Source organism: Pseudomonas sp. ANT_H4, assembly GCF_008369295.1.
GTDB lineage: Bacteria > Pseudomonadota > Gammaproteobacteria > Pseudomonadales > Pseudomonadaceae > Aquipseudomonas.
This window is the reverse complement of sequence record NZ_VOBG01000043.1, coordinates 1-24101: the sequence shown is the minus strand read 5'-3', so window position 1 is coordinate 24101 and position 24101 is coordinate 1. Positions and strand designations below refer to the sequence as shown.

Below are 24101 nucleotides of genomic sequence, written 5' to 3'. Positions count from 1 at the left end.
GCGGTGATGCGTAAATACCTGACTGGGTTGTGGGCGTGCATGCGTTCCGGAGAAGAATTTAATACGGCCAAGCTTTTTAGCGAAAAACATCTCGCGAAAGCTTGACCGTGAACAGAGTATCTACAGGTATTACCCAATCCATGGAGAACGGTGGATGAATCACAAAGTGGCCTTCAGTTTTGCCGACGGCAAGACGTTGTTTTTTCCGGTGGGCGCCAATGAAATCCTGCTGGATGCGGCGTTGCGCAACGGCATCAAGATTCCGCTGGATTGTCGCGAAGGCGTCTGCGGCACCTGCCAGGGTCGCTGCGAGTCTGGCGATTACAGCCAGGACTATGTGGACGAGGAAGCCCTCTCCAGTCTCGACCTGCAACAGCGCAAGATGCTCAGTTGCCAGACTCGGGTTAAATCCGATGCGGCGTTCTATTTCGATTTTGATTCGAGCCTGTGCAACGCGCCGGGGCCGCTGCAGGTCCGCAGCACGGTCAGCAACGTGCAACAGGTCTCGGCCAGCACGGCGATCCTGTATCTGCAGCTAGACCAGGCATTGGATTTTCTTCCGGGCCAATATGCGCGGCTGTCGATTCCCGGCACGGACAGCCAGCGCTCCTATTCCTTCGCCAACCGCCCCGGCAATCAGTTGCAGTTTCTGATCCGCCTGTTGCCCGATGGTGTGATGAGCAATTACATCCGCGAACGCTGCCAGGTCGGCGATGAACTGCTGCTGGAAGCACCGCTGGGGGCGTTCTATCTAAGGCATGTCACCCAGCCACTGGTGCTGATGGCCGGTGGCACCGGGTTGTCGGCGCTGTTGGCCATGCTCGATGAGCTGGCCGAACGCGGTTGCGATCAACCGGTGCATTTGTATTACGGCGTGCGCGGTGCCGCCGATTTGTGCGAAGCCGAGCGCATCAACGCCTACGCCGAAAAAATCCCAGGTTTTCGCTATACCGAAGTGCTCAGCGACCCGCCGCCCGACTGGGCCGGAAAGCGCGGCTACCTCACCGAGCATTTCGATTTGGCACAATTGCGGGACAGTTCGGCGGATATATACGTCTGCGGTCCCCCACCGATGGTCGATTCCATCAAGCAATGGCTGTTGGATCAGGCACTTGATGGCGTTCAGCTGTATTACGAAAAGTTTACCGAGAGTAATATCTGACCCCTCAGCAGGTGTGAGGGGCTGGTTCAGCGTGCGATCAACCCTGAAAAAAACAAGTAGAAGGGAATGTTAATGGCGGATGACATGGTTAACCCGGTAGGCCTCAAGCGCGGCCTGAAGAACCGGCATATTCAGCTGATTGCCTTGGGTGGGGCGATTGGCACAGGCTTGTTCCTCGGTTCGGCCGGGGTGCTCAAGTCGGCGGGGCCGTCGATGATCCTCGGCTATGCGATAGCCGGGTTCATCGCGTTTCTGATCATGCGCCAGCTGGGCGAAATGATCATTGAAGAACCGGTGGCGGGCTCCTTCAGCCACTTTGCCCACAAATACTGGGGCGGTTATCCGGGCTTCCTGGCGGGCTGGAACTACTGGGTACTCTACGTACTGGTGGGCATGGCCGAACTGACGGCGGTAGGCAAGTACATCCAGTTCTGGTGGCCGGAGATTCCGACCTGGGCCAGCGCGGTGGTGTTCTTTATCGCGGTCAACCTGATCAACACCCTGAACGTGAAGTTCTTCGGCGAGACCGAATTCTGGTTCGCGATCATCAAGGTCGTGGCGATCATCGGCATGATCCTGCTCGGTTGCTACCTGCTGTTCAGCGGCACCGGCGGCCCGCAAGCCTCGGTGAGTAACCTGTGGGACCACGGCGGCTTCTTCCCCAATGGCGGCATGGGGCTGTTGATGTCCATGGCATTCATCATGTTCTCGTTCGGTGGCCTGGAGTTAGTGGGTATTACTGCCGCCGAGGCCAGCGAGCCGCGCAAGGTGATCCCCAAGGCGATCAACCAGGTGGTGTACCGGATCCTGATTTTCTACGTCGGCGCACTGACCGTGCTGCTGTCGTTGTACCCCTGGGATCAACTGCTGCAAACCCTCGGCGCGTCCGGCGATGCCTACAGCGGCAGCCCGTTTGTGCAGATCTTCTCGTTGATCGGCAACGACACCGCCGCGCACATCCTCAACTTCGTGGTGCTGACCGCGGCGCTGTCGGTGTACAACAGCGGCGTGTACTGCAACAGCCGCATGCTCTTCGGCCTGGCCGAACAGGGCGATGCACCCAAGGCGTTCATGAAGCTCAACAAACAAGGCGTGCCATTGCGGGCCTTGGGCGTTTCAGCCCTGGTGACGTTGCTGTGCGTGGTGATCAACTACGTCGCCCCCCATAACGCGCTGGAGTTGTTGTTCGCGTTGGTGGTTGCTTCGCTGATGATCAACTGGGCGCTGATCAGCCTGACCCACATCAAGTTCCGCAAGGCCATGAGTGAGCAAGGCGTGGTGCCGTCGTTCAAGACCTTCTGGTTCCCGTTCAGCAACTACCTGTGCCTGGCGTTTATGCTGATGATCATCTGCGTGATGCTGGCGATCCCGGGTGTGCGGGCGTCGGTGTATGCGATTCCGGTGTGGGTGGGAATTATCTATGTGGCGTACCGGTTGCGCATGAACAACGCCAAGGCGGTGGCTACGGCGCAATAACCTTCTGAAGGTTGATAAAAAGCCCCGGCATTCGATGAATGCCGGGGCTTTTTGTTGGGCGCAGGTTACAGCGTGGAACGCACCCGCCACAGCTCGGGAAACAGCACAGTGTCGAGCATCTTGCGCAGGTAGCCGACGCCTTCGGTGCCGCCGGTACCGGGCTGGAAGCCGATGATCCGTTCCACCGTGGTGACGTGGCGAAAGCGCCATTGGCGGAAGGAGTCTTCAAGGTCGATGAATTTTTCGGCCAACTGATACAAGTCCCAATAACGGTTCGGATCGCGATAGACCTCACGCCAAGCCGCCTCCACGGACGCGTCGTGAACCGTGGCCGCCGTCGGATCGCGTTCGGCGCGCTGGGGATCAATCACCAAGCCGGCCTTGGCCATCAAGTTGATCGCTTCGTCATACAGCGACGGCGTGGCTATCGCCACTTGCAACTCCTGCAACAACTCCGGGCGATGAGCGTGAGGCCGTAACAGCGCCGCACTTTTGTTGCCGAGAATAAATTCGATTTCCCGGTACTGGAACGACTGGAAGCCGGACGACTGGCCCAGGTACGGGCGGATCGACTGGTACTCCGACGGTGTCATGGTCGCCAACACGGCCCAGGCATGCACCAGTTGATCGAAGATCCGCGACACCCGCGCCAGCATCTTGAATGCCGGCGGCAACTCGCCCAGGCGCACGTGTTCGCGGGCGGCCTTGAGTTCGTGGAGCATCAGCTTCATCCACAGCTCCGAGGTCTGGTGCTGGATGATGAACAGCATCTCGTTGTGGTCCGGCGACAGTGGGTGCTGGGCGCTGAGCACTTTGCCCAGGTCCAGGTAGTCGCCGTAGCTCATGGACTCAGAAAAATTCAGCTCGGCGTTATGCCATTCTTCCGGCGGCTGGTAATCAGGCGGCACATATTCAGAAGAGAAGGGACACTGGCTCATCGCGTGGGCTCCTTGAGCGGACGGAGGATTGCTCGTACCGGGCTGGCATCGAGGTTGGCAAAACGCAGCGGCAGCGCGATCAACTCGTAATCGCCCTCCGGCACGTCGTCGAGGACGATGCCTTCAAGAATCGCCATGCCGTGGCGAGCGACGGCGTTGTGGGAATCCATGGTTTTGGATTGCTGCGGGTCGAGCGACGGGGTATCGATACCAATCAGGCGCACGCCGAGGCTGGCCAGCAACTCGACGGTTTCCTTGGCAACGGCGGTGAAATTCGAATCCCAGGTGGTCAGCGGAGCCTGTTGATAAGTGCGCAGCAGAACACGTTCAGGCACATTTTCCAGGCGGCCCTCCAACTGCTGCGGCTGCACCAGCGCGCCGCTGTCCAGGCAATGCAGCACCCGGCACGGGCCCATGTACACATCCAAAGACACTTCGCCGATGGGCGCGCCATCAGCGCTGTAATGCAACGGCGCATCGACATGGGCGCCGGTGTGAGGCGAAAGGGTGATGCGCCCGACATTCACCGGGCATTCGGGGCCGAACTGCCAGACCCGCTCTTCCTGAAATAGCGTATCCCCAGGCCAGGTCGGGGTCGCTGTGCTCAAGGGCGGGCTGATATCCCACCACGTTTTTATTGGATTCATTCAAAAGGCTCTCGGTCGTTCCTGAAGAGAATGATACGAGGGCCAGCTGTAAATATTCTTGCGAATTCCAGCGCAAAGCGGGAAATCTTTCGCACTTACTGCGAGGAAATGGCTGATTGGTGATTGGATGTTTCAAATCTCGCGCCTGCGCTTCTGGGCATCCCGATGTCGAGTTCAGACCATTGGCCGGCAGCCCAAGGCGATAGGGTTCGCACTTCCCTTCCTGCCTCGGAGTCATCATGTCCAAGCCAATCACCGTCCTGCGCGATACCCACCCCCTGCCGGTGCTGGATGCCTGCAAATGGGAAAAACTCGAAGGTGACCCGCACACCGTCAACCTCAACGCCTATACCAGCGAAGACGGCAGCAAGATCATGGGCACCTGGATCTGCACCCCGGGTAAATGGCGGGTTGAGTACGTGAAGTGGGAATACTGCGATTTTCGCGAAGGCTACTGCATCATCACCCCTGACGGACAGGAGCCGATTCATTTGAAGGCCGGTGATATTTTTGTGGTTGAGCCGGGTATGAAGGGCACGTGGGAAGTGGTCGAGACTGTGCGTAAGTATTTTGTGTTTGCCTGATCAAAACCGAGAACCCTTTGTGGCGAGCGGGCTCGCCACAACAAGCCCGATCGCCACAGTCTCGGGAAATCCCCTATTGGGGTTTGCGATAGCTGTTGATGATCGCCGAGAAGTCCTTGCCCCCTTCACCACGCTGGCTCATCGCCTGATACAACTGCTGGGCCACGGCGCCGAGGATCACCGGCTGGTGGGCCTGGCGGGCGGCTTCAGTCGCCAGTCCCAAATCCTTGAGCATCAACTCCGCACCAAAACCACCGGTGTAACCCCGTGACGACGGTGCGGTTTCAATAATGCCCGGCCACGGGTTATAGGTGTCGGAACTCCAGCAGCGCCCGGTTGAACTGTTGATGATCCCGGCCAGAACTTGCGTATCGATCCCCAACGCATCCCCCAGGGCCATCGCTTCGCTGACGCCGACCATGGTGATGCCCAACAGCAGGTTGTTGCAGATCTTGGCGATTTGCCCGGTACCGACTTCGCCGCAGTGGACGATGTTACGGCCCATCTGCGCCAGGACCGGTTGCAGGGTGGCGAACAGTTCCGGGGTAGCGCCGACCATAAAGGTCAGGGTCCCTGCCTGGGCACCGCCGGTGCCGCCGGAAACCGGCGCATCGGCCAGGGTCACGCCGTGCTTGGCCGCGGCAGCGGCCACGTCGCGGGCGGTCTGCGGATCGATGGTGCTGCAATCTACCGCCGGTACGCCTTTGCCGATGCCAGCGAGTACGCCGTCTTCACCGAGCCAGACGCTGCGCACATGAGCGGCAGCCGGGAGCATCGTAATGACCAACTCGACGCCTTGGGCGGCGTCACGCGGTGAAGCGCTGATGCTGGCGCCGAGCTCGGCCAGTTCGGCGAGCACGGTTTGGTTCAGGTCGAACAGGTTCAGCGCGTGGCCGGCCTTGATCAGGTTGCGGGCCATGGGCGCGCCCATGTTGCCCAGGCCGATAAATGCAATCTTCATGGTCGTCTCCTCGATCAGCGCAGGTTGATGGTGGTGTTGACGCCATCGTTGACGCTGTCATCGTCGAACCAGCGGCTGGTGACGGTTTTGGTCTGGGTGTAGAACTGCACCACTTGCTTGCCGTACGGGCCCAGGTCGCCGAGTTTCGAGCCACGGGAACCAGTGAAACTGAAGATCGGGACTGGCACCGGAATCGGAATGTTGATACCGACCTGGCCGACGTCGATCTCGCTCTGGAATTTACGCGCCGCCGCACCGCTCTGGGTGAACAGGCCGGTGCCGTTGCCGAACGGATTGGCGTTGACCATGGCGATGGCTTGGTCGAGGGTGTCGACTTCCAGTAACACCAGCACCGGGCCGAAAATTTCCTGGGTGTAGATCTGCATATCGGTGGTCACGCCCGAGAACAGGGTTGGGCCGATGAAGTTGCCTTGTTCGAAACCCGGCACCTTGATGTCGCGACCGTCCAGTTCCAGCTTGGCGCCTTCTTTCACGCCGCTTTCGATCAGGTCGAGGATGCGTGCCTTGGCGCGTTTGGAAATCACCGGACCAACATCGGTACCCGCTTCGCTGCCGGCATTCACTTTGAGCTTTTGCGCCAGAGCCTTGAGGTCCGGCAGCCATTGTTTGGCCGCACCTACCAGCACCACCACGGAAGTGGCCATGCAACGTTGGCCGGCCGCGCCGAAACCGGCACCTACCAGGGCGTTGAGGGTTTGCTCGCGATTGGCATCCGGCAGCACCACGGCGTGGTTCTTGGCGCCCATCATCGATTGCACGCGTTTACCGTGTTTGCCGGCCAGGTCATAGACGTGAGTACCGACAGCGGTCGAACCGACGAAGGACACGGCCTTGATGTCTTTATGGGTACAGAGCGCATCCACCACATCCTTGCCACCGTGGACCACGTTAAGCACGCCAGGCGGCACGCCGGCTTCCAGCGCCAGCTCCACCAGCAGCAGGGTCGACAATGGGTCCTGTTCCGACGGTTTGAGCACAAAGGTGTTACCGCAGGCGATGGCCATCGGGAACATCCACAGCGGAATCATCGCCGGGAAGTTGAACGGGGTAATGCCGGCGCACACACCGATGGGCTGGCGCAGGGTGTAGGTATCGACACCGCCAGCAACGTTTTCAGCGAATTCGCCCATTTGCAGGGTACCGATGGAACAGGCGTGTTCGACCACTTCCAGGCCACGGAAAATATCGCCTTCGGCATCGGCAATGGTCTTGCCCTGCTCGGCGCTGAGGACCACGGCGATGCGCTTGGAGTGTTCACGGATCAGCGCTTGCAGCTTGAGCATGATGCGCATGCGCGCACCGATCGGCGTCAGCTTCCAGGTCTGGAAGGCGCGATGGGCGGCGTCGATGGCGGCGTTGACTTCTTGCGAGGTGGCAAAGGGCACACGGGCCAGTACTTGCTGGGTCGCCGGGTTTACGATGTCTTGCCATTGGGTGGTCTTGGACTCGACCCATTCGCCATTGATCAACAGTTTGGCCTGTTTTACGGCGGTGTCGGCAGACGTAAGCGATGCGTTCATTGTGGTCTCCAGATCTTGTAGTTATGCAGAGACAAGGCGCATGAACCGCCTTGAGGATGAGGCGTTCGGACTGTTTTTGGAGTATAGATGTGCAAACTTCTAATAAGAACGCACATAAAAGCCGGTCCAATATGCAAAAAAACATCACCTCCCTCAGCGCCCTGAACTGGGATGACCTGAAGTTTTTCCTCGAAGTGGCCCGTACCCGCAAGGCCAGCGTCGCCGCCAAGCGCCTGGCGGTGGACTACACCACCGTGTCGCGGCGCATCAGTTCCCTTGAAGGGTCGCTGGGCACGCTGCTGTTTGAAAAGTCCCGGACCAACGGTTTCGTCCTGACCACCGAAGGCCAGCGATTGCTGGGGTACGCCGAGTCCATCGAAAGCACCCTGCACATGGCCTGCGAACAGGTTTCCGGCTCTGGCGTGGCGCTATCCGGGCATGTGCGCATGGGCTGCACCGAAGGTTTCGGCAGCTTCTTCGTCACGCCGCAATTGAGCCACTTCGTCGACACCTACCCGGCGATCTCAGTGGATATCTTACCCCTGCCCCACTTCATCAGCCTGTCCAAGCGCGAGGCCGATATCGTCATCGCCCTGGAACGGCCGGAACATGGGCCTTATGTGTGCTGCAAGCTGTGTGACTACAAGTTGCAGCTGTACGCGACCCAGGAATATCTCGATCAACACCCACCCATCCGCCGCCCGGCAGATTTGGCCGATCATCCGTTTATCAGCTATGTCGATGACTTGGCGTTCAGCTCGGAGCTGCTGTACCTGGCCAATGTGGTACCCGGCGCCAGCGCCAGCTTGCGCAGTACCAGCGTGATCGCCCAGTACGTGGCGGCGCAGCAGGGAAGGTCGTTGGCGATCCTGCCGTGTTTTCTGGCAGCGCAGGATGCACGGTTGCTGCCGGTGCTTGGGGAGGAGATCAATATTACGCGGCAGTTCTGGATGTACTGCCGCGAGGATTTGCGCAAGTTGAAGCGGATCACCCTGTTGTGGGATTACATCCGCGAGGTGACGGAACAGAACCGGCCGTTGCTGATGGGGGAAACGCGGGAGATGGTGTTTGCGGATTAGCCGGTGAGCGCTTACGCGACGTCGCGGGCAAGCCCGGCTCCCACACTGACCGCATTCCAAGGAGTCAGGTCGTGGCATCGTAACGCGGTCAGAACACCTTTGCCAACGGCTTGTGTCAGGGATTGATACGCTACTTGTAACACCTCGAAGCCGACTTTCAGAGGCGAGCAGGTACGTGGAAAGAACCCCACCGGGTATCCTTCGCCCCCAGCAAATGACATGGATCAGGGAACATTCAGTACTGCAATTAGGAATTGTCCTACAGCCAGCTATTGAGCTTCCCGGTAACGTCGATGCTGCCCAGCTACAGGCTGGAATTCCCCCACCAAGGGGTCGAGTCAACTTTTACAGGGAAGTATTATGGCGGTTGAAAACCTATTCCCGAGTTATAAGGGATGTAATGGGATAGACGGCAACAGGCAACATGCCGAGGCGACAGAGGCTGCGCAGGCGGCTTGGGACAGAACAGTGGCGGCGAACGAAAGGAACGAGCGGGAAGCTGACGCACGTAGGAACGCGATCAAGAAGCCGGAGGAAGTCAGCCTCCCCGGATGCGTCTTCGCCAAGAGCTGTAACCTTCCTGACGGGGTAATAAACCACAACAACCCATCTGGTTTTGTCCCAGTTGAGAAATTGGCTGATTACGGACTGTGGGCAGTGCTTGGGACAGGGGGGGCGATTACAGCACAAGGCACTACGCTACAAATGGTTGGCGGCTCTGCCACTGGCAGTGCAATAGCTGAACGCCTTGGTGGCTCGCTTGCACTAACCCTGCTGGAGGGGGCTGGGGCTGTTGCGGCGGGTGCTGCTGTGGGCACCGTTGCAATGCTGATACCGAACACCAGCATTTCGCCTGACAGCGCCTTCTACAAAGAGGATCAGTACGCCACCCTTGATGCTGGCCGCACCCGTGTTCGTGTCAACGTGAAGACCTTGCCGGATGGCTCCGTTAACGCTTATGGATACTACACTGGCGGCAAAACGGACTGGGAAAACGTTCCCGTAATCAAGGGCGATAAGGTTGGTGATAAATACGTCGCTGACATCGGTAACGGCATTGGCCTCACTTGGACGCCAGCGGCAAGCCCTGATGGTGTACTGGGTATTCCTGCACTGGAAGGCGTCCCACAGTTACCTCCTGTCTGGGTGTATCCGCCGACAGCACAATCAGACACGTTGCTTGCGAATCCTGCGCACCCTCCAGATTTCCAAGATGCAATCGTCACATTTCCTAACACCGATATTCAGCCGATTTACATTTCGCTGAGCGTATCAGGTGACCATAGTTATCACCCTCCACCTAAAGGACTGACAGCCTTTCCTGACGCACAGGTGGCACCTCGTAAAACTCCTATAAAAGGTGGCGGGGGTCTGCGTAAACGGTGGAAAACTAGGGATGGCAGTATTCTCGAGTGGGATAGCCAGCATGGAGCTGTTGAGATGTACAACAAGCGCGGCAAGCACCTCGGGGAGTTTGATCCCGAGACTGGACAGCAAACTAAAGACGCAAATAAGACTCGCGAGGTCGAACCGTGAAATACACCGTTGAAGCTTTTGACAAAGAAACCGAATTTTTAGCTTTTGAGATCGACCTTCCGAACGGGTGTGATGTTCAGTTAGCTGAAATCATGAACTGGTCTTCACCTCAACGCGGAGATGAGGGTTATAACCTTAGCGTCGCACAGCTCGCAGCCATTGAGGCTTTAGCAGGCAGGCGAATTTTCGACCCGGGTTGTATCTTCCAGCTCACCTGTAATTTGAGCTGACCTGCGCCCCTCAGGGCTTGCCGGGATTCAAAGAATAGTCAATGGACTGTGAGAGTACATATGGAGCCTCGCCCTGCTGAGGTAGATGACCGGGCTGTACCCGGGTATTGGGAGGGTGACCTGATCATCGGTTTGAACCGTTCTGCGATTGGAACGCTGGTCGAGCGCTCAACTCGATTCACCATGCTCGTCCATCTGCCTCGCGAGAAAGGTTATGGGCTAATTCCACGGACGAAGAACGGCCCGGCGCTGGCCGGCTATGGGGCTGTTAGTATGACCAACGCATTGAAGAAGACGGTGACTGATCTTCCCATCGAGCTGTGGCGATCTTTGACCTGGGATCGTGGGAAGGAGCTGTCGGATCACGCTCGATTTACCATCGAGTCCGGAGTGAAGGTTTTCTTCGCTGATCCTCATAGTCCATGGCAGCGCGGCACGAACGAAAATACGAACGGCCTTCTACGGCAATACTTCCCGAAAGGCACCGACCTGTCTCGTTGGAGTGCGCATGAGATCCAGGCCGTAGCTAATGTGTTGAACATGAGACCCCGGAAAACACTGGGCTGGAAAACACCTGCAGAAGCACTGAATGAGTATCTAAAATCTGTCCAACAATCCAGTGTTGCGACGACCGGTTGAATTCGCCCTGGCTGCCCTGGTCGGAGTGAATCATCACCTCCTGTTTTGGCTTACGCTTCCAGACAGCCATCAATAATGCATCAATAGCCAAGTCGCTGGTCATCTGCGACTTCATAGACCAGCCAACAACTTGACGAGAAAACAAGTCCAGCACCACAGCCAAATACAGCCAACCTTCATACGTGCGAATGTAGGTGATGTCTGTTACCCAGACCTTGTTGGGTTCGACCACATCAAACTGGCGCTTTAGCAAGTTGGGTGAGGCGACCGTTGGTTTACCTCCGTACTTCCCTGGGCGCCGGCGATACCCTGTCTGAGAACGAAGGCCTTTAAGACGCATCAATCTAGCGACTCGGTGGCGGCCACAGTCCTCACCAATTTCGCGCAGATCGTCATGGATTTTGCGATAGCCATAAATGCCGCCGCTCTCCAACCACGAATGCTTGATCAAACCCAGCAGGCGCTGATCGTCCTTGGCGCGCACAGATTGCGGCTCAGACAACCACGCGTAGTAACCACTGGGGTGGATGTTCAGCGTCAGGCAAAGCCGTCGAATAGAGTAGTCGGTGGCCTGCTGCTTGATAAAGGCGTACTTCAGCCGCATTCCTTGGCAAAGTACGCGGCGGCCTTTTTTAAGATATCTCGCTCTTCCGTGACCCGCTTGAGCTCTGCTCGCAGGCGACGAAGCTCAGCTTGCTGATCATCGTCTTGCTGACGGGTTTCCTGAGGCTTGCTGTAGCGTTTGATCCACGCATAAAGGCTGTGAGTCGATACGCCAAGGCGTGCCGCAACGTCTGCCACGGGAAGCTGCTTTTCGGTCACTTGATTGACCGCTTGGATTTTGAATTCTTCGGGATAACGCGGGTTGCTCATGGCACCTCCTAATTGGCCTCATTTTAAGGCATGGAGGTGTCTACGAAACTAGGGGCGATTTACCTTCAGCTTGTCCCAAGGGGCGTCTGGGTTCTCCAAGTGAAAGGCCATGACGAACCCCGCAAGCTGATCTGCGACATCCATCGCCTCCCTTCTGTTGCTGGTCTTCAGGGAAACCGAAGCGAGCTCAGTGGTGCTACCTGTAGCCCTGAGACGCATGTAGTAAATACCATTACGTCGGTAGTGATACGGCTTGGCGAGTCTTGTCGCCGGCCTCACGGGAAACGTAAAACTTGTAACGCTGCTTGATACAGCATGTCGAGCGTCAAGAGTGTTCATGACGGTTAGCCCCTGTATTCATTGGGTTAACCTTTCTTTCCTTGCAGTTCTGGATGTACTGCCGCGAGGACCTTCGCAAGCTCAAGCGGATCACCCTGTTGTGGGATTACATCCGCGAGGTGACGGAGCAGAACCGGCCGTTGCTGATGGGGGAAACGCAGGAGTTGGTGTTTGCGGATTAGCCGGTGAGTGCTTACGCGACGTCGCGGGCAAGCCCGGCTCCCACACTGACCGCATTCCACATTGGATCTGACCGGGGCCTGCTTAATCCGCAATCACCACAATCGACACCCGTCGATTCTCGGTGCGGCCAGCCGCCGTGGTGTTAGCCGCCACCGGCTCGCTGCTGCCCAAGCCGCGCAGTTGCACGTTTTCTTCCTTCATACCCACGCCAGTCAACACCTTGCCGACGCTTTTCGCCCGGCGCAGGGACAGTTGCTGGTTGTAGGTTTCCTTGCCTGAGGCGTCGGTGTGGCCGTCGACGCGTACGCGTTCGATGCCTACGCCCAGCAGGGCCTTGCCGATGCGTTCAACAATCTCGGTGCTGGGTTTATTCAACGACTCGACATCACTGCCAAACAGCACTTTGCCCGACAGGCCGAAAGCCCAGCCTTCGTCGGTCAGTTCGAAACCTTGCTGTTTAAGCACAGCGATCTGCGCCGGGGTCAGGCCTTTGGGCGGGGCTGTCTGGCAGCCGCTCAGGGCCAGCAGCGCCACAAGCAGGGTGATAAATAAAATACGCGCAGTAGAGAACAAGGGATCAACTCCTGTGTTGAACATTGGCGGCGGGGTGCTCCGACTCCGCCGTTTGCTGGCCGCCCTGGGAAAGGCGTTTGGCCTGATACATCGCCGCGTCGGCGGCATTGAGCAGGGCGCCGGGAGTGGCGCCTTGATCGGGAAAAACGGCGATGCCGATGCTAAGTGAGGTCAATACCTGGGTGGTGCCGGGCAGCTGGATCGGCGTGTCCATGCTGGCGATGATCTTGTCGGCGATGCGCTGGGCATCTTCAAGCTTGTGCAGGGGCGAGAGCAGGATGGCGAACTCGTCTCCCCCCAGTCGCGCCACCAGGTCGTCGTCACGCAACTGCGCACGAACCCGCGACGCCACTGCCACCAGCACCGCGTCGCCGGCTGCGTGGCCGAAGTTGTCGTTGATGTCCTTGAAGCGATCGCTGTCGAGGAACAGCACCGCTACTCGCTCGTTGAGCTTGGAGGCGCTGCGCAGGGCACGGATCAGCCGCCCTTCGAAGAAGGCCCGATTGGGCAGACCGGTCAGGCTGTCGTGGGAGGCCTGGTGAGCGAGGGTTTCGTTTTCGCTTTGCAGGTGGGTTTGCCAGGCTTCCAGTTCGTCGAGCAAAGCATTGAAGTCATTGCCCAGGCTGTCGAGTTCAGCAATCTGCGCCGGTGGCACGCGGCGGTCAAACGCTCGCTCGCTGCGGGCCGCGTGGGCCACTTCGGCAAGGCTGTGCAAGGGCCCGGTGATGCCCCGCAGCATCCGCCGCGCCAGGTACAACGCGACCCAGGCGCTGAGGGCGGTGCAGACAATAATCCCGGCCAGGCCGCTGAGTAAAAAGCGCAACAGGCTACCGCCGTGACCGCTCACTTGGACACTGCCGATGGTCCGGCCCTGGTGGATGATTGGCTGGCTGATGGGCTGTTCCAATAACGCGTGGGCCAGCTCCAACTCGATCGTGGACAGCATGCCGGTTTTCGGGCGCACCCAATGGGCCAACTGCATGCCATTGGCGTCCAGCACTTGAGCTTCTGCGATCTCTTCAGTGGCCGCGATCAGGGACAAGGCTTCATTGGCGGCGGTTCTGTCATCGAACACCACTGCCGCTTCCACGGTGTAATTGATGGAGCGGGCGATCAGGTGCAGGTTATGGTCGGCGTAGACCCGCAGCGCCAGCACGCCAAGCAGGGTCAGGGATACGCTGGCCATGGCTACCGCCACCAACGCGACACTCAGGTGCCCTCGGCCAAGGACCGAGCTCAGGGTTGGGCGCGCAGGGGTTTTAACCGACTTCATGATTCCGGCGCCCGGCGGCGGGACAGCTGCAACACACTGGGATGAATGCGCACACCACTACGGGCGACGGAGTCGAGGTTGACCTCGAACGATACTTGCTCATCGCCGACCCGCAGGCAAAACAGGCTGCCCACGGTGCATTGGTCGCCACCTTCACTGATGCTGAGTACCGGATGGCCGGTCAATGAAGCGAACAGGCGGCTACGTTCATCACCGGTCAACTTGCCGATGTACACCGCGTCGCAGGCATTGGCGATGTCTGGATGGTCGGCCAGCAGGCGCTGCACCACCACCGGTCGACCGGTGGCCTGGGTCGTGCCCCTGACCAGGTCATCGGTGTATTGGGTGGGCCCGACGATGCACAGGCGCAGTTGCGCAGGCTCCACGGGCCAGCGGGCATAGCTGAGAATCCCGAGCACCACTTGCGTCACGGCGCTGGCCCTTTGATCAGCTATGCCAGATGGGCTAGGGGCCTGGGCATAAGCGAGGGGAGTGAGGACGCAAAGTACGACCAGCAGCATTCGTCTCCAACTCAAACTACGCTCTGTGGGCGAGACAGCCACGTTCATGCAGCGATTCTCTTTGATCTTCTCGGGATGATGCCGCAACGATAGCACATCGACAGAAAAGCCCGCGAGGCGACACCTCGGGGGGATTCTGCCATTTCTTCAGAAAAATCAGACGCATGGATCAGAATCAAACCATAACCCTTCGGTCAGTTTTTTTGCCGCTCAAGCCCCCAGTTCCAACATCAGTCCGCTCAAGCGCTTCACCTTGCGTCGTACCGCCTCTTCGAAGACGCCGCCACGGGGTTCGATCAGACTGAACCAGTCCTTGGCGCGGGTGATGCCGGTGTAGATCAACTCCTTGGTCAGAACCGGGTTCAAGGCATCCGGCAGGATCAGCGCGGTATGGGTAAATTCCGATCCCTGGGATTTGTGTACGGTCATGGCGTAGACGGTTTCCACGTCATTGAGCCGGCTGGGCAGCACGAAACGTACGCCGCCCTGACCATCGTTGCGCGGGAAGGCCACTCGCAGCACTTGGGGACCGCCGTCGCTTTCAGGCAGTTTCAAGGCGATGCCGATGTCGCCGTTCATCAGGCCCAGCCCATAGTCGTTGCGGGTCATCAATACCGGGCGACCTTCGTACCATTGCTGCTCGCCGTCGATCAGACGGGCCTTGAACAGCGCGGCGGTGATGCGCTGGTTAAGGCCTTCAACACCCCACGGCCCTTTACGCACCGCGCACAGCAGCTGGAAAGCATCGAAGGCTTGCAAGAGTTGGCGGGCCCAGTCGGTCCAGCGCGGGTCATCTCGCGGCGTGTCGGGAGACGGGCGCAGGGTTTGCAACAGGTTCAGGTAATAGCGATAACCGTGTGCGCCCTCGCCCTGCCCGTCCAGCACCAGGCGTTCCAGGGCGCGATCGTGCTCACCCTTGAGGCTGACACAAAACAAGTCGGCGTGACTGCGGGCAGTCAACAGCTTGCGGGCTTCTTCGGCATTTTGCTGGTTGACCCAGCGCGCCAATTGGCCGATACCGCTGCCTTCGCCGAAACGTCGGGAGTAGCGCAGCATCACCACTTGTTGCGCTAACGGATGGCTGCCGTCGAGGTCCTCTTGCAAGCCGCTGGCACCCAGGCTTTCTCCGCTGACACTTTCCAGCCACTGGCGGGTTGGCGGGCTGTACCAGCCGGCTTCGGCATCGCGGCACAAATCACCAAGGACCGCCCCGGCTTCAACGGACGCCAGTTGATCCTTGTCACCCAGCAATATCAGACGCGCATGGGGCGCCAGGGCGTCCAGCAGGTTGGCCATCATTTCCAGGTCGATCATCGAGGCTTCGTCGACTACCAGCCCATCCAGAGGTAAGGGATTACCAGCGTGATGACGGAAGTGTCGGGTGCCGGGACGACTGCCCAGCAGGCGGTGAACGGTGGTGACCTCGGTAGGGATTTTCTCTCGTACCTTGTCGTCTACTTTCAGGGAGCGGACCTGCTGGCTGATGGATTCGGTCAGGCGCGCAGCGGCCTTGCCGGTGGGCGCTGCCAGCCGAATACGCAACGCGGTGCCTTTTTCCACTGCCGGCGCCTGCAGTAACGCGAGCAGTCGCACCACCGTGGTGGTTTTGCCAGTGCCGGGGCCGCCGGTGACAATGCTGAACGCACCCCGAGTGGCCAGCGCACAGGCGAGCTTTTGCCAATCGACCACACCATCCGGCGGGGCTTGTTCAAACAGAGTATTCAAGCGCTGGGGCAGGTCCGCCGTGACCGCTTCCTGAGTAGCAAGCCGGCGGCGCAACGCGTTGTCGATACGCCGTTCATAGGTCCAGTAACGGCGTAAATACAGGCGTTTGCCCGACAGCACCAATGGCCGGCTTTGTGCCGCTTCACTGCCATCGACGGCCAGCGCCACCAAATTGCTGGCGGCCAGGGCGTGGCACCAGGGGCCGCCGTCCAGGCCGTCGAGTAGCTGCGAAGGCAGCAACATGGCGCCGGTTTGCAGGTCGCCTTCCGGTGGCAGGGACAGGGCGAAGTCCGGCGCCTTCAGTGTTTCAAACAGGTCCAGGCAGACATGGCCATGGCCCAACTGGTGACTGGTCAGCGCAGCGGCCAGCAACACCAAGGGGTCGGCCTGCGGGTCGAGTTCGTGGAGAAAGCCGACGAAGGCCTTGTCCAACGCCCGCAACCAGCCGCGCTCAACCCAACGCTCAAGCAGCATCACCAGGTCGGCAGCGCGACTGAGGGGCGTCAATTCCTCAAGCGGTAAGGTCGACAGGCTCATAACAAAACTCCTTGTTCCCAGGCGGGCTCGACCTTGGATGGTTGCGGTTTGCCTTGAAACAGCAAGTCCAGGCGCTCGATCAGCTCTCGCGGTGGCCGGGTGAAATACACACCCTGGCTGGCAGCCCGGGTGCCGCGCAGGAACAGGTAGAGCGCGCCGCCAACGTGACGGTCGTAGTCGTAGTCTTTTAACCGAGCCTTGAGTTGGCGGTGCAGGGCCAGCAGGTAAAGGACGTATTGCAGGTCATAGCGATGATCAAGGATCGACAGTTCCATGGCCTGCGGTGTGTAGGCGCTGTCGTCGGGGCCGAGCCAGTTGGATTTGTAATCCGCCACGTAGTAGCGGCCTTCATGTTCGAAGGTCAGGTCGATAAAGCCCTTGAACATGCCATTGAGTAACACCGGTTCGGCGGCTACACGGGACACGCCGTCATGGGTGTATTGGCACACCAGTTGGTCGAGGGCGAGCACGTCGACCTTGTGGCTGGCGAACCAGAATTCCATTTCGATCTGGTAGTGCTGCAAGCCGCTCAGCGCTACCGGCGGATAGCCGTTGCCCAGGCGCAATGGTTCTTGCAGAAGGTGTTGCAGCCAGCCGCTCAGCGTGCTGATCCAACCTTCCCAGCCGCGCCGGTTGCAACGACGGGCGACCGCGTCTTCGATGGCGTCAGGGGTGGTGGTAAAGCTTTCACCGCCGGCCCATTCCAGCAGGCCATGGAGGAAGGTCCCAGGATTGGGGCCTCGTGGAAAACGGTGAATATCGCCGCTGGAAGCCGGTACTTCGCGCGGGGCGTCCGGGTCCAGGCGTTCGTCGTCGAACAGCTTCTGGGCCTGGGGACTTTCCGGCGCTTCGAGGCTGGCGGCGCTCATGCTTTCGCCGATGCGCAGCGCACTGTAGGAGGCGATCCACCAGTTTTCGGCGGCCTTGCGTTTAGGCAGCAGGGGCGCGAGCAACTTGGCTTCGTTGCGCGGCGGGAGGAACGGGATGGCATCGGCTTCGGGCATGTGTGCGTAGTGCAGCGCCGGGCAGCCTTCCTGCAAATCGAGGAGCCAGCGGGCCAGGCCTGCGGACTCGTTCAACGAGGCACCGCCACCGAGCAGATAACCCAACGCCGATAGGTGCAGCACCGAGCTGTTGTTATTGCCGCGTTTGAGGTCGGCGACGCCGAGCCAGCAGGCATGTTTTGCCCTCGTCAGCGCCACGTAAAACAAACGCAAATCTTCAGCCAGACGTTCGTCGTCGGCTTGAGCAATCAACTCGGCGGTCGGCCTGAGGCTCACCTGGGATTTGCCGTTTCCATCGTGGTAATGCAGCGGCAGGCGACTTCCGTCCACAGGCTTGGCCGAGCAGATAAACGGCAGGAAAACCAAGTCGTATTCCAGACCCTTGGATTTGTGAATGGTCACCACCTTGACCAGTTGTTCATCGCTTTCCAGGCGCAGTATCTGCTCTTCGCCGGCCTGTCCCGACAGCGCCAGATGCTCGGCCAAATGACGGATCAGGGCCTGTTCGCCGTCCAGTTCGGCCGCCGCTTGCTGCAGCAGTTCAGAAAGATGCAACAGGTTGGTCAACACCCGCTCGCCGTCACTGCGGGCGATCAGGGTTTGCGGCAATTTGAAGTCGTGCAGCAGACGCCGCAGCATCGGCAGCACGCCTTGGGTGCGCCAAATGCTGCGATAGTCGCGGAACTGCATGACACGTTTTTCCCAGGCCAATTCATCCTGGTTCAGTTGTTCAAGTTCGGACAGCGACAGGTTGAGGGTGACGCAGGCCAGAGCCGCACGCAGCGGGCGCTCGACGTCCGGTTCGGCACAGGCCTTGAGCCAGGCCAGTAGGTCGTGGGCCTCTTGGGCAGCGAACACTGAATCCTTGTCGGACAGGTACACGCTGCGCACACCACGGGCGGCCAGTTCAAAGCGCACAGCCTGGGCTTCCTTGCCGTCGCGTACGAGGATGGCAATGTTGGAGGGCAGCACGCCTGCAAAGGTATCGTCTTTGACGAATCCGGCACTGCCTTGCTGGCCGCCGTTGAGCAACGCGACGATTTGGCTGGCACAGGCGGCGGCCATCTGCTGGCGATAGAGCACACCGGAGATCGGCTGGTCGGTGGGCAGGTGCCAGATGTTCAGGGCTGGCAGCGTTTGGCCGTTGACCTGTAGTTGCTCTTTTCGGCCTTGGGACGATACCGGATAGAACGGCACCGGATTTGTGCCGTCGGGTTCACGGAACAGGAACGCGCCGCGGCCTTGTTCTGCACGCTGGAACACATGGTTTACCGCTTCCACCATGGCGTGGCTGGAGCGGAAGTTAGTGCCCAGGGTGTGCAAACGTCCAAACGTGGCCTGGCGTGCCCGCAGGTAGGTGTAGATGTCGGCGCCACGGAAAGCATAGATCGCCTGCTTCGGATCACCGATCAGGAACAGGCCACTTTCGGGGTTGTTGTCTTCGATGCGGTAGATGCCCTCGAAGATGCGGTACTGCACCGGGTCGGTATCCTGGAATTCGTCGATCAGCGCGACTGGAAACTGCTCGCGGATCACACTGGCCAGGCGCTCGCCGCCGTCAGCTTGCAGGGCGGCGTCGAGGCGAATAAGCATGTCGTCGAAGCCCATTTCGGCGCGGCGGCGTTTTTCTTCTTCGAAGCGCTTGCTCACCCAGCCGGAGGCATGTTGCAGAACTGCGGCATCGGGGGTTGGCAGGGCGTCGAGACTGGCTTTCAGGCCGGCCATGGCATCGAGGCCAGGGTGGTGCGGCGCATCGCCCTTCCAGGCTTCGGCCATGCCGTCGGGGGTCAAGCGGGTGAAACCGGTGCCGATATCCAGTTGTTCCAGGGATTCGTCGGCGGCCCAGGCGCTGATCTTCTCAAACCAGGGTTCGAAGTAACGGGCTTGCATCTTGCGACCATCGACGGCTTTGGCTGCTACGGCTTGCAGGCAGATGTCCCGCAGTTCGATGGCCCACTGCTGCCAGGGGGCCTTGAGGGCGACCAACGCTTGGCGGCGCTCTTGCAGGCAAGCGTTGATCAGTTCAGCGGGGGCGCGCTGTTCATCGGTGGGCCGCTCGCTGCCAAACAGGGCGCGCACGCGGGGCATCAAGGCCGCCGGGCCGCCCCAGTTGTTGCGCACCCAGTTCAATGCATCGCCGTGCATCGGATAGCAGAACAGGCGCCAGTAGTCGCGCAGCACTTCGCCCAGCAGGTCGCTGTGGTCGGTTTCCAGGGTCTGGGTAAACAGGCTGCCGCTGTCGAAGGCGTGTTCACGCAGCATGCGCTGGCACCAACTGTGGATGGTCGAAACGGCCGCCTCGTCCATCCACTGGGCGGCGATGTCCAGGCGGTTGGCGCAGCCTGGCCATTGTTCGGGACTGTATTGGTCGCGCAGCTCGTCGATCAGGGCATCAGGCTTTTCGATTTCGGCGCGGAAAAAACGTGCAGCTTGCGCCAGACGTGTGCGGATGCGTTCGCGCAGCTCTTTGGTGGCGGCGTCGGTGAAGGTCACGACGAGGATTTGTGGCGGCAGCAGTTCACGGCCAAAGCCCGATGCTTCGCCGCCGTGGCCCAGTACCAGGCGCAGGTATAGCGCCGAAATGGTAAAGGTCTTGCCGGTGCCGGCGCTGGCCTCGATCAGTTGGCTGCCTTTTAGCGGGAAGGCAAGGGCCAGGGGTTTTGTGCTGCTCATACGCCTGCCTCCTCACTGCTCAGTGATCGCCAGGGGGCGTTGATCAACGGTCGATACAGGGTTTCGCACCAGCCTTCGAAATCTTCGCTCGCCACCAAGGCAGCGTAATCGCGAAATTGTCGGGTGAGCGCGGGGCTTTCACGGCGTTCGCCATCGGTCGTTTGGCCGTCGCCTTCATAGGCTTTGCGGGCGGCAGCCTGGGCCTTGTCCGGATCGGTTTGGCCGAGCCAGGCGAAGGCAGTTTTGACGGCGACGGGCAACGGTTCGCTCATGCCGGTTTTCCAGGCGAGGAGCAGATTGCCCAATAGCTCTTGCGCCGTATTTTTTTCCAGCGGGGACAGCAGGAGGGTGTCATCGCTGGCCACCAGGCCGGTACTCAATGGCAGGCCGCAGGCGCAGGCCACCAAGTGATTGACCCAGGGGCGAATCAGGCGATGCCACTTGCGGGTCTTGATCGAGCCAATACTGTTGGGGATGGTGGTGACGCTTAGAAGGCCGCTGTCGCTGCGCCGGTGCAGGCCGCTGATCCAGCCTTCCAACGCAATACCCTGATGCGCAAAACTGATCGGTTCGGCGCTGTTGTGAGGTGTAGGCCAAAGGGCCAGGAGTTGCTGATAGCGTTGCAGCAAATCGGGCAAGGGCTCGATCAGTTCGTTGCGCAGGCATTCGCCGAAACCGACCATCGGCAGCAAGCCACTGGCTTGTAGGCGCAGAGCTTGGGCATTGAGGGCTTTGTCGGGGTGGTCGGGTTCGGTTAACGCGGCGGCGAGCAGGCTGTCGCTCAAGCTATAGCGTTGCAAGGCATCAAGGACGAAAGGTTCTTCATCGGCCAAGGGCACTTCGGCGGCTTCGAAAAACACCTTGAGGCGCTGACTGAAGAAGTGTTTGACCGGGTTACGCAGGAAGTCTTGTAACTGACCGAGGCTCAGGGGATCTTCCTGGAGGTAGGGCGTCAGGGTGCCAATATCGGCGAGGTCGTCGTGGGTTTCGTGGAGCAACTGCCATTCACGCGCGTAGCTGAATAGTTTATCGCCTTCGTGAAAATAGCGGGCGCTGAAGGGTTGAAGCGGGTGTTCCTGAGTCATGGCTTCCAGCATCGGCTCATCGTTAGCGGTGTGCCAGCCGCTGGCGAGGTGGTCGCGCAGTTGGCCGATCAGTACCGAGGCTGGGCGGTCGCTGTTGTCGCGGATGCTGCGGCCGACCCAACTGATGTAGAGCTGGTCGCGGGCCGAAAGCAGGGCTTCAAGCAGCAAGTAGCGGTCGTCTTCGCGACGGGAGCGGTCGCCGGGGCGGTAGTCGCTGCCCATCAGGTCGAAATCCAGCGGCGGCTGGGCACGGGGGTAGTCGCCGTCGTTCATCCCCAGCAGGCAGACCAGCTTGAACGGGATCGCGCGCATCGGCATCAGGGTGCAAAAATTGACAGCTCCGGCGAGGAAGCGCTGAGACAGGCGACCTTGGTCCAGGCCGGCCAACCATGCCTCACGGACGACGGTCAGTGGTAACTCGTCGTACAGGCCGACGGACTCGCAGGTTTCCAGCCAGGTTTCCCGCAGTTGTTCAAGCTGGCCCAACAGGTAGTCGTCGTGCTCGTTGCTGGGGAGGAAAAACAGTTGCATCAGGTTTTGCAGGCGCTCGCCCCACTCTGTGGGTGCGGCGGACATGGACAGGGTTTGGTGGGCGCTGTGCAGTGCGTCGAGCAATGCAACCAGCGGACCGATCAGGGCCGCGTCAAGGCCACCGATTTCGTCGTAAGGTTCGATACCTTCACAGGCCAGTCCGGTGCCGACTGCGTAACCCAGGAGCATGCGGCGTAGACCGAAACGCCAGCTGTTTTGTTCAAGCTCCCCCGGCAGGCCGAGGCCGGCGCGCTGTTCGGCGTTAAGTCCCCAGCGAATGCCCGCGCCTTCGATCCAACGGTGCAAGGTAGGCAGGTCGCGTTCCTTGATGGCGAAACGTTCGCGCAGGGCTGGGACGTCCAGCAGATCGAGAATTTCGCTGACCGGAAAGCGGCTGTCGGGGAGTTTGAGCAGGTGTTCGACGGCAATCAGCAGCGGGTCGCGTCCGCGTTGACCTTGGTCGGTGAGCGTGAAGGGGATGAAGCGGGGGTCGCTTTTTTCAAGCTGGCCGAAGACCGCGCGAATGTGCGGAGCGTAGCTGTCGACGTCCGGGACCATGACGATGACATCCCGTGGACGCAAAGCAGGGTTGTCGCTGAAACGCTGGAGTAGCTGGTCGTGGAGGATTTCCACTTCTCTTTGGGCACTGTGGGCAATGTGGAAGCGGATTGAGGTGTCCTGTTCCAGGTCGATGGCCAGCCAGTGTTCGCGGGTTTCATTGAGTGGGCGCAGCTCCAGGATATCGTTCTGGAGTTGGTTCAGCAGGGTGGTGGGGGTGCTGTCACTGAACAGGTCGATGCGACCATCGCGAAAAGCCGAGCGGTAGCTGCCGGGGTCATCGTAGCTGTCCAGCAAGTTGATGTAGTCGCGCCCCTGTTTGCCCCAGGCGGCGAGCAGCGGATGGGCGTGTTGGTGCAGGACCTGTGGGTCAATGGTAACGGGCATCCCGGCTTTGCGGGCCTGGCGTTTGTATTCGCTCCTTAGCAGATCTTTGTCGGCAACAATGTCAGACCAATGATGGCGACAAGGGTTATGCACGCAAAGTAGAACCTGGCTGAAACGGGCCAAGCCGGCGAGGGCTTCCAACGCTTGGGCGGGCAGGGAAGAAATGCCAAAAACAATCACTCGGGAGGGTAGGCCAATCGGTGCTTTTTCGAGCTTGTTGATGCGTTCGATAAATCGCTGGTGAACGCCGGCACGGCTCTGCGCCATGCCCTCCTCTCCGACATCCAGCAGCAACGCACGCCATAGCTCGGCTTGCCAGCAGTTGGCTGGGCTCAAGGGTTTGGAGTCGCCTCGGCCGTTACGCAGTTGGTGGCGACCGGCGGCCCAGTCTTCCAGCCAGTCGGCGCGATAGACCTGGTATTGGTCGAACAGGTCGGCCAGGCGCTCTGCCAGTTGGTAGCGTTTGCGCAGGTCCGTGTCGTGGGTCAGGAAGCGTTGCAGCGGCTCGAAGTGCGGCTGATCGATCAGTTCGGGGAGCAGGCGCATAAGTCGCCAGGTCAGCGGGGCTTTATCCAGCAGGGACTTGGGCGGAATTGCATCGCGGCCAAGGACCATGCGATAGAGCTGCCACATAAAGCTGCCGGGGAGCTGAACGTCGATGGCTGCCGCAATGCCGCAGCCGCCCATATCATCATCTTCGGGGTCTTCGGCCAGAGCCAGCTTTAACCATTGGGCAATGCCGTTGCTTTGAACCAGGGCGATTTCGTTTTCCAGGGGAGCCAGGGGATAACGGCGCATCCAACTGACTACCAGGCTGCGCAGCTCATCCAGGCGATTGCCGTGAACCACCATGAATCCAGGGCTGAGGGACATCGCATCTGGCATAACGGCTTCCTTGGGAAAAGCAAAATCGAGGGATGGACTTTAGCATTGAAGGCGACTGGCAGGCGCTCGCTCATACTTTTCCATCGCCCAAAACAAAACCCCATCTGCTTTCGCAAATGGGGTTTCGGAATTTAATCTTGACGATGACCTACTCTCACATG

The 24101-nt window shown here is 59.7% G+C and carries 16 protein-coding genes and 3 pseudogenes; 8 read left to right on the top strand and 11 right to left on the bottom strand.

Annotation, left to right across the window (positions count from 1 at the left end; all coding sequences use genetic code 11):
- Positions 1–154 precede the first annotated feature (154 nt).
- A complete protein-coding gene (antC, locus tag FQ182_RS28665) occupies positions 155–1162 on the top strand; it encodes an anthranilate 1,2-dioxygenase electron transfer component AntC (RefSeq protein WP_149415022.1) in 1008 nt (335 codons plus the stop codon).
- Positions 1163–1234: 72 nt separating this feature from the next.
- The gene (locus FQ182_RS28660; protein WP_149415023.1) at positions 1235–2638 is read left to right on the top strand and encodes an amino acid permease; all 1404 of its coding nucleotides are present in this window, start codon (positions 1235–1237) and stop codon (positions 2636–2638) included.
- Positions 2639–2703: 65 nt separating this feature from the next.
- On the opposite strand, the gene kynA is transcribed toward FQ182_RS28660, so the two are convergent.
- A complete protein-coding gene (kynA, locus tag FQ182_RS28655; RefSeq protein ID WP_149415024.1) occupies positions 2704–3576 on the bottom strand; it encodes a tryptophan 2,3-dioxygenase in 873 nt (290 codons plus the stop codon).
- Positions 3573–4223 (bottom strand): arylformamidase, encoded by a 651-nt coding sequence (gene kynB / locus FQ182_RS28650; RefSeq protein WP_149415025.1) that lies wholly within the window; start codon positions 4221–4223, stop codon positions 3573–3575. Before kynB ends, kynA begins: the two co-directional genes overlap by 4 nt.
- Before the next feature lie 239 nt (positions 4224–4462).
- Here kynB and FQ182_RS28645 point away from each other — a divergent pair, with 239 nt between their 5' ends.
- Positions 4463–4807, top strand: coding sequence for a cupin domain-containing protein (locus FQ182_RS28645; protein ID WP_133103650.1), 345 nt, complete (start codon positions 4463–4465; stop codon positions 4805–4807).
- Positions 4808–4880: 73 nt separating this feature from the next.
- Here FQ182_RS28645 and mmsB read toward each other — a convergent pair whose 3' ends face one another.
- Positions 4881–5768, bottom strand: coding sequence for a 3-hydroxyisobutyrate dehydrogenase (gene mmsB, locus FQ182_RS28640; RefSeq protein ID WP_149415026.1), 888 nt, complete (start codon positions 5766–5768; stop codon positions 4881–4883).
- Positions 5769–5782: 14 nt separating this feature from the next.
- Complete coding sequence (locus FQ182_RS28635) at positions 5783–7309, bottom strand: CoA-acylating methylmalonate-semialdehyde dehydrogenase (RefSeq protein WP_149415027.1); 1527 nt, start codon at positions 7307–7309, stop codon at positions 5783–5785.
- Between the two features lie 131 nt (positions 7310–7440).
- Between FQ182_RS28635 and FQ182_RS28630 the strand changes: the two genes are divergently transcribed.
- From FQ182_RS28630 to FQ182_RS28615, 4 genes and pseudogenes are all read left to right on the top strand, one after another.
- Positions 7441–8388, top strand: a complete 948-nt coding sequence (locus FQ182_RS28630; protein WP_149415028.1) for a LysR family transcriptional regulator — start codon at positions 7441–7443, stop codon at positions 8386–8388.
- A 360-nt stretch (positions 8389–8748) separates the two neighbouring features.
- Positions 8749–9924, top strand: coding sequence for a colicin E3/pyocin S6 family cytotoxin (locus tag FQ182_RS28625; RefSeq protein WP_256666389.1), 1176 nt, complete (start codon positions 8749–8751; stop codon positions 9922–9924).
- Positions 9921–10154 (top strand): hypothetical protein, encoded by a 234-nt coding sequence (locus FQ182_RS28620; protein WP_149415029.1) that lies wholly within the window; start codon positions 9921–9923, stop codon positions 10152–10154. The genes FQ182_RS28625 and FQ182_RS28620 overlap by 4 nt, the downstream gene beginning before the upstream one ends.
- 54 nt (positions 10155–10208) lie before the next feature.
- Positions 10209–10793 (top strand): annotated as a pseudogene (locus FQ182_RS28615) (IS30 family transposase); the annotation flags it as partial.
- 7 nt (positions 10794–10800) lie between these two features.
- Here the strand turns inward: FQ182_RS28615 and FQ182_RS28610 are convergent.
- Positions 10801–11666 (bottom strand): annotated as a pseudogene (locus FQ182_RS28610) (IS3 family transposase); the annotation flags it as partial.
- 341 nt (positions 11667–12007) lie between these two features.
- Here FQ182_RS28610 and FQ182_RS28600 point away from each other — a divergent pair.
- Positions 12008–12187 (top strand): annotated as a pseudogene (locus FQ182_RS28600) (LysR family transcriptional regulator); the annotation flags it as partial.
- Between the two features lie 82 nt (positions 12188–12269).
- On the opposite strand, the gene FQ182_RS28595 reads toward FQ182_RS28600, so the two are convergent.
- The 6 genes from FQ182_RS28595 to recC form a co-directional block, all read right to left on the bottom strand.
- Positions 12270–12761, bottom strand: coding sequence for an OmpA family protein (locus FQ182_RS28595; RefSeq protein WP_149415031.1), 492 nt, complete (start codon positions 12759–12761; stop codon positions 12270–12272).
- A gap of 4 nt (positions 12762–12765) precedes the next feature.
- Positions 12766–14034, bottom strand: a complete 1269-nt coding sequence (locus FQ182_RS28590; RefSeq protein ID WP_149415032.1) for a diguanylate cyclase domain-containing protein — start codon at positions 14032–14034, stop codon at positions 12766–12768.
- Entirely contained in the window at positions 14031–14603 is a 573-nt protein-coding gene (locus FQ182_RS28585; RefSeq protein WP_149415033.1) for a YfiR family protein, read from the bottom strand. The genes FQ182_RS28590 and FQ182_RS28585 overlap by 4 nt, the downstream gene beginning before the upstream one ends.
- Positions 14604–14765: 162 nt before the next feature.
- Entirely contained in the window at positions 14766–16817 is a 2052-nt protein-coding gene (recD, locus tag FQ182_RS28580; RefSeq protein WP_149415034.1) for an exodeoxyribonuclease V subunit alpha, read from the bottom strand.
- Complete coding sequence (gene recB / locus FQ182_RS28575) at positions 16814–20494, bottom strand: exodeoxyribonuclease V subunit beta (protein ID WP_149415035.1); 3681 nt, start codon at positions 20492–20494, stop codon at positions 16814–16816. The genes recD and recB overlap by 4 nt, the downstream gene beginning before the upstream one ends.
- On the bottom strand, positions 20491–23940 hold the full coding sequence (gene recC / locus FQ182_RS28570; protein ID WP_149415036.1) for an exodeoxyribonuclease V subunit gamma: 3450 nt from the start codon (positions 23938–23940) through the stop codon (positions 20491–20493). The genes recB and recC overlap by 4 nt, the downstream gene beginning before the upstream one ends.
- Positions 23941–24101 lie beyond the last annotated feature (161 nt).

What these genes read in the sequence shown, in the direction of transcription:
- antC (WP_149415022.1), top strand. Translation starts at nt 155, where the DNA reads ATGAATCACAAAGTGGCCTTCAGTTTTGCCGACGGCAAGACGTTGTTT.
- recC (WP_149415036.1), bottom strand. Translation starts at nt 23,940, where the DNA reads ATGCCAGATGCGATGTCCCTCAGCCCTGGATTCATGGTGGTTCACGGC.
- FQ182_RS28590 (WP_149415032.1), bottom strand. Translation starts at nt 14,034, where the DNA reads ATGAAGTCGGTTAAAACCCCTGCGCGCCCAACCCTGAGCTCGGTCCTT.
- FQ182_RS28660 (WP_149415023.1), top strand. Translation starts at nt 1,235, where the DNA reads ATGGCGGATGACATGGTTAACCCGGTAGGCCTCAAGCGCGGCCTGAAG.
- FQ182_RS28635 (WP_149415027.1), bottom strand. Translation starts at nt 7,309, where the DNA reads ATGAACGCATCGCTTACGTCTGCCGACACCGCCGTAAAACAGGCCAAA.
- kynA (WP_149415024.1), bottom strand. Translation starts at nt 3,576, where the DNA reads ATGAGCCAGTGTCCCTTCTCTTCTGAATATGTGCCGCCTGATTACCAG.
- recD (WP_149415034.1), bottom strand. Translation starts at nt 16,817, where the DNA reads ATGAGCCTGTCGACCTTACCGCTTGAGGAATTGACGCCCCTCAGTCGC.
- recB (WP_149415035.1), bottom strand. Translation starts at nt 20,494, where the DNA reads ATGAGCAGCACAAAACCCCTGGCCCTTGCCTTCCCGCTAAAAGGCAGC.
- kynB (WP_149415025.1), bottom strand. Translation starts at nt 4,223, where the DNA reads ATGAATCCAATAAAAACGTGGTGGGATATCAGCCCGCCCTTGAGCACA.
- FQ182_RS28630 (WP_149415028.1), top strand. Translation starts at nt 7,441, where the DNA reads ATGCAAAAAAACATCACCTCCCTCAGCGCCCTGAACTGGGATGACCTG.
- FQ182_RS28585 (WP_149415033.1), bottom strand. Translation starts at nt 14,603, where the DNA reads ATGAACGTGGCTGTCTCGCCCACAGAGCGTAGTTTGAGTTGGAGACGA.
- mmsB (WP_149415026.1), bottom strand. Translation starts at nt 5,768, where the DNA reads ATGAAGATTGCATTTATCGGCCTGGGCAACATGGGCGCGCCCATGGCC.
- FQ182_RS28645 (WP_133103650.1), top strand. Translation starts at nt 4,463, where the DNA reads ATGTCCAAGCCAATCACCGTCCTGCGCGATACCCACCCCCTGCCGGTG.
- FQ182_RS28625 (WP_256666389.1), top strand. Translation starts at nt 8,749, where the DNA reads ATGGCGGTTGAAAACCTATTCCCGAGTTATAAGGGATGTAATGGGATA.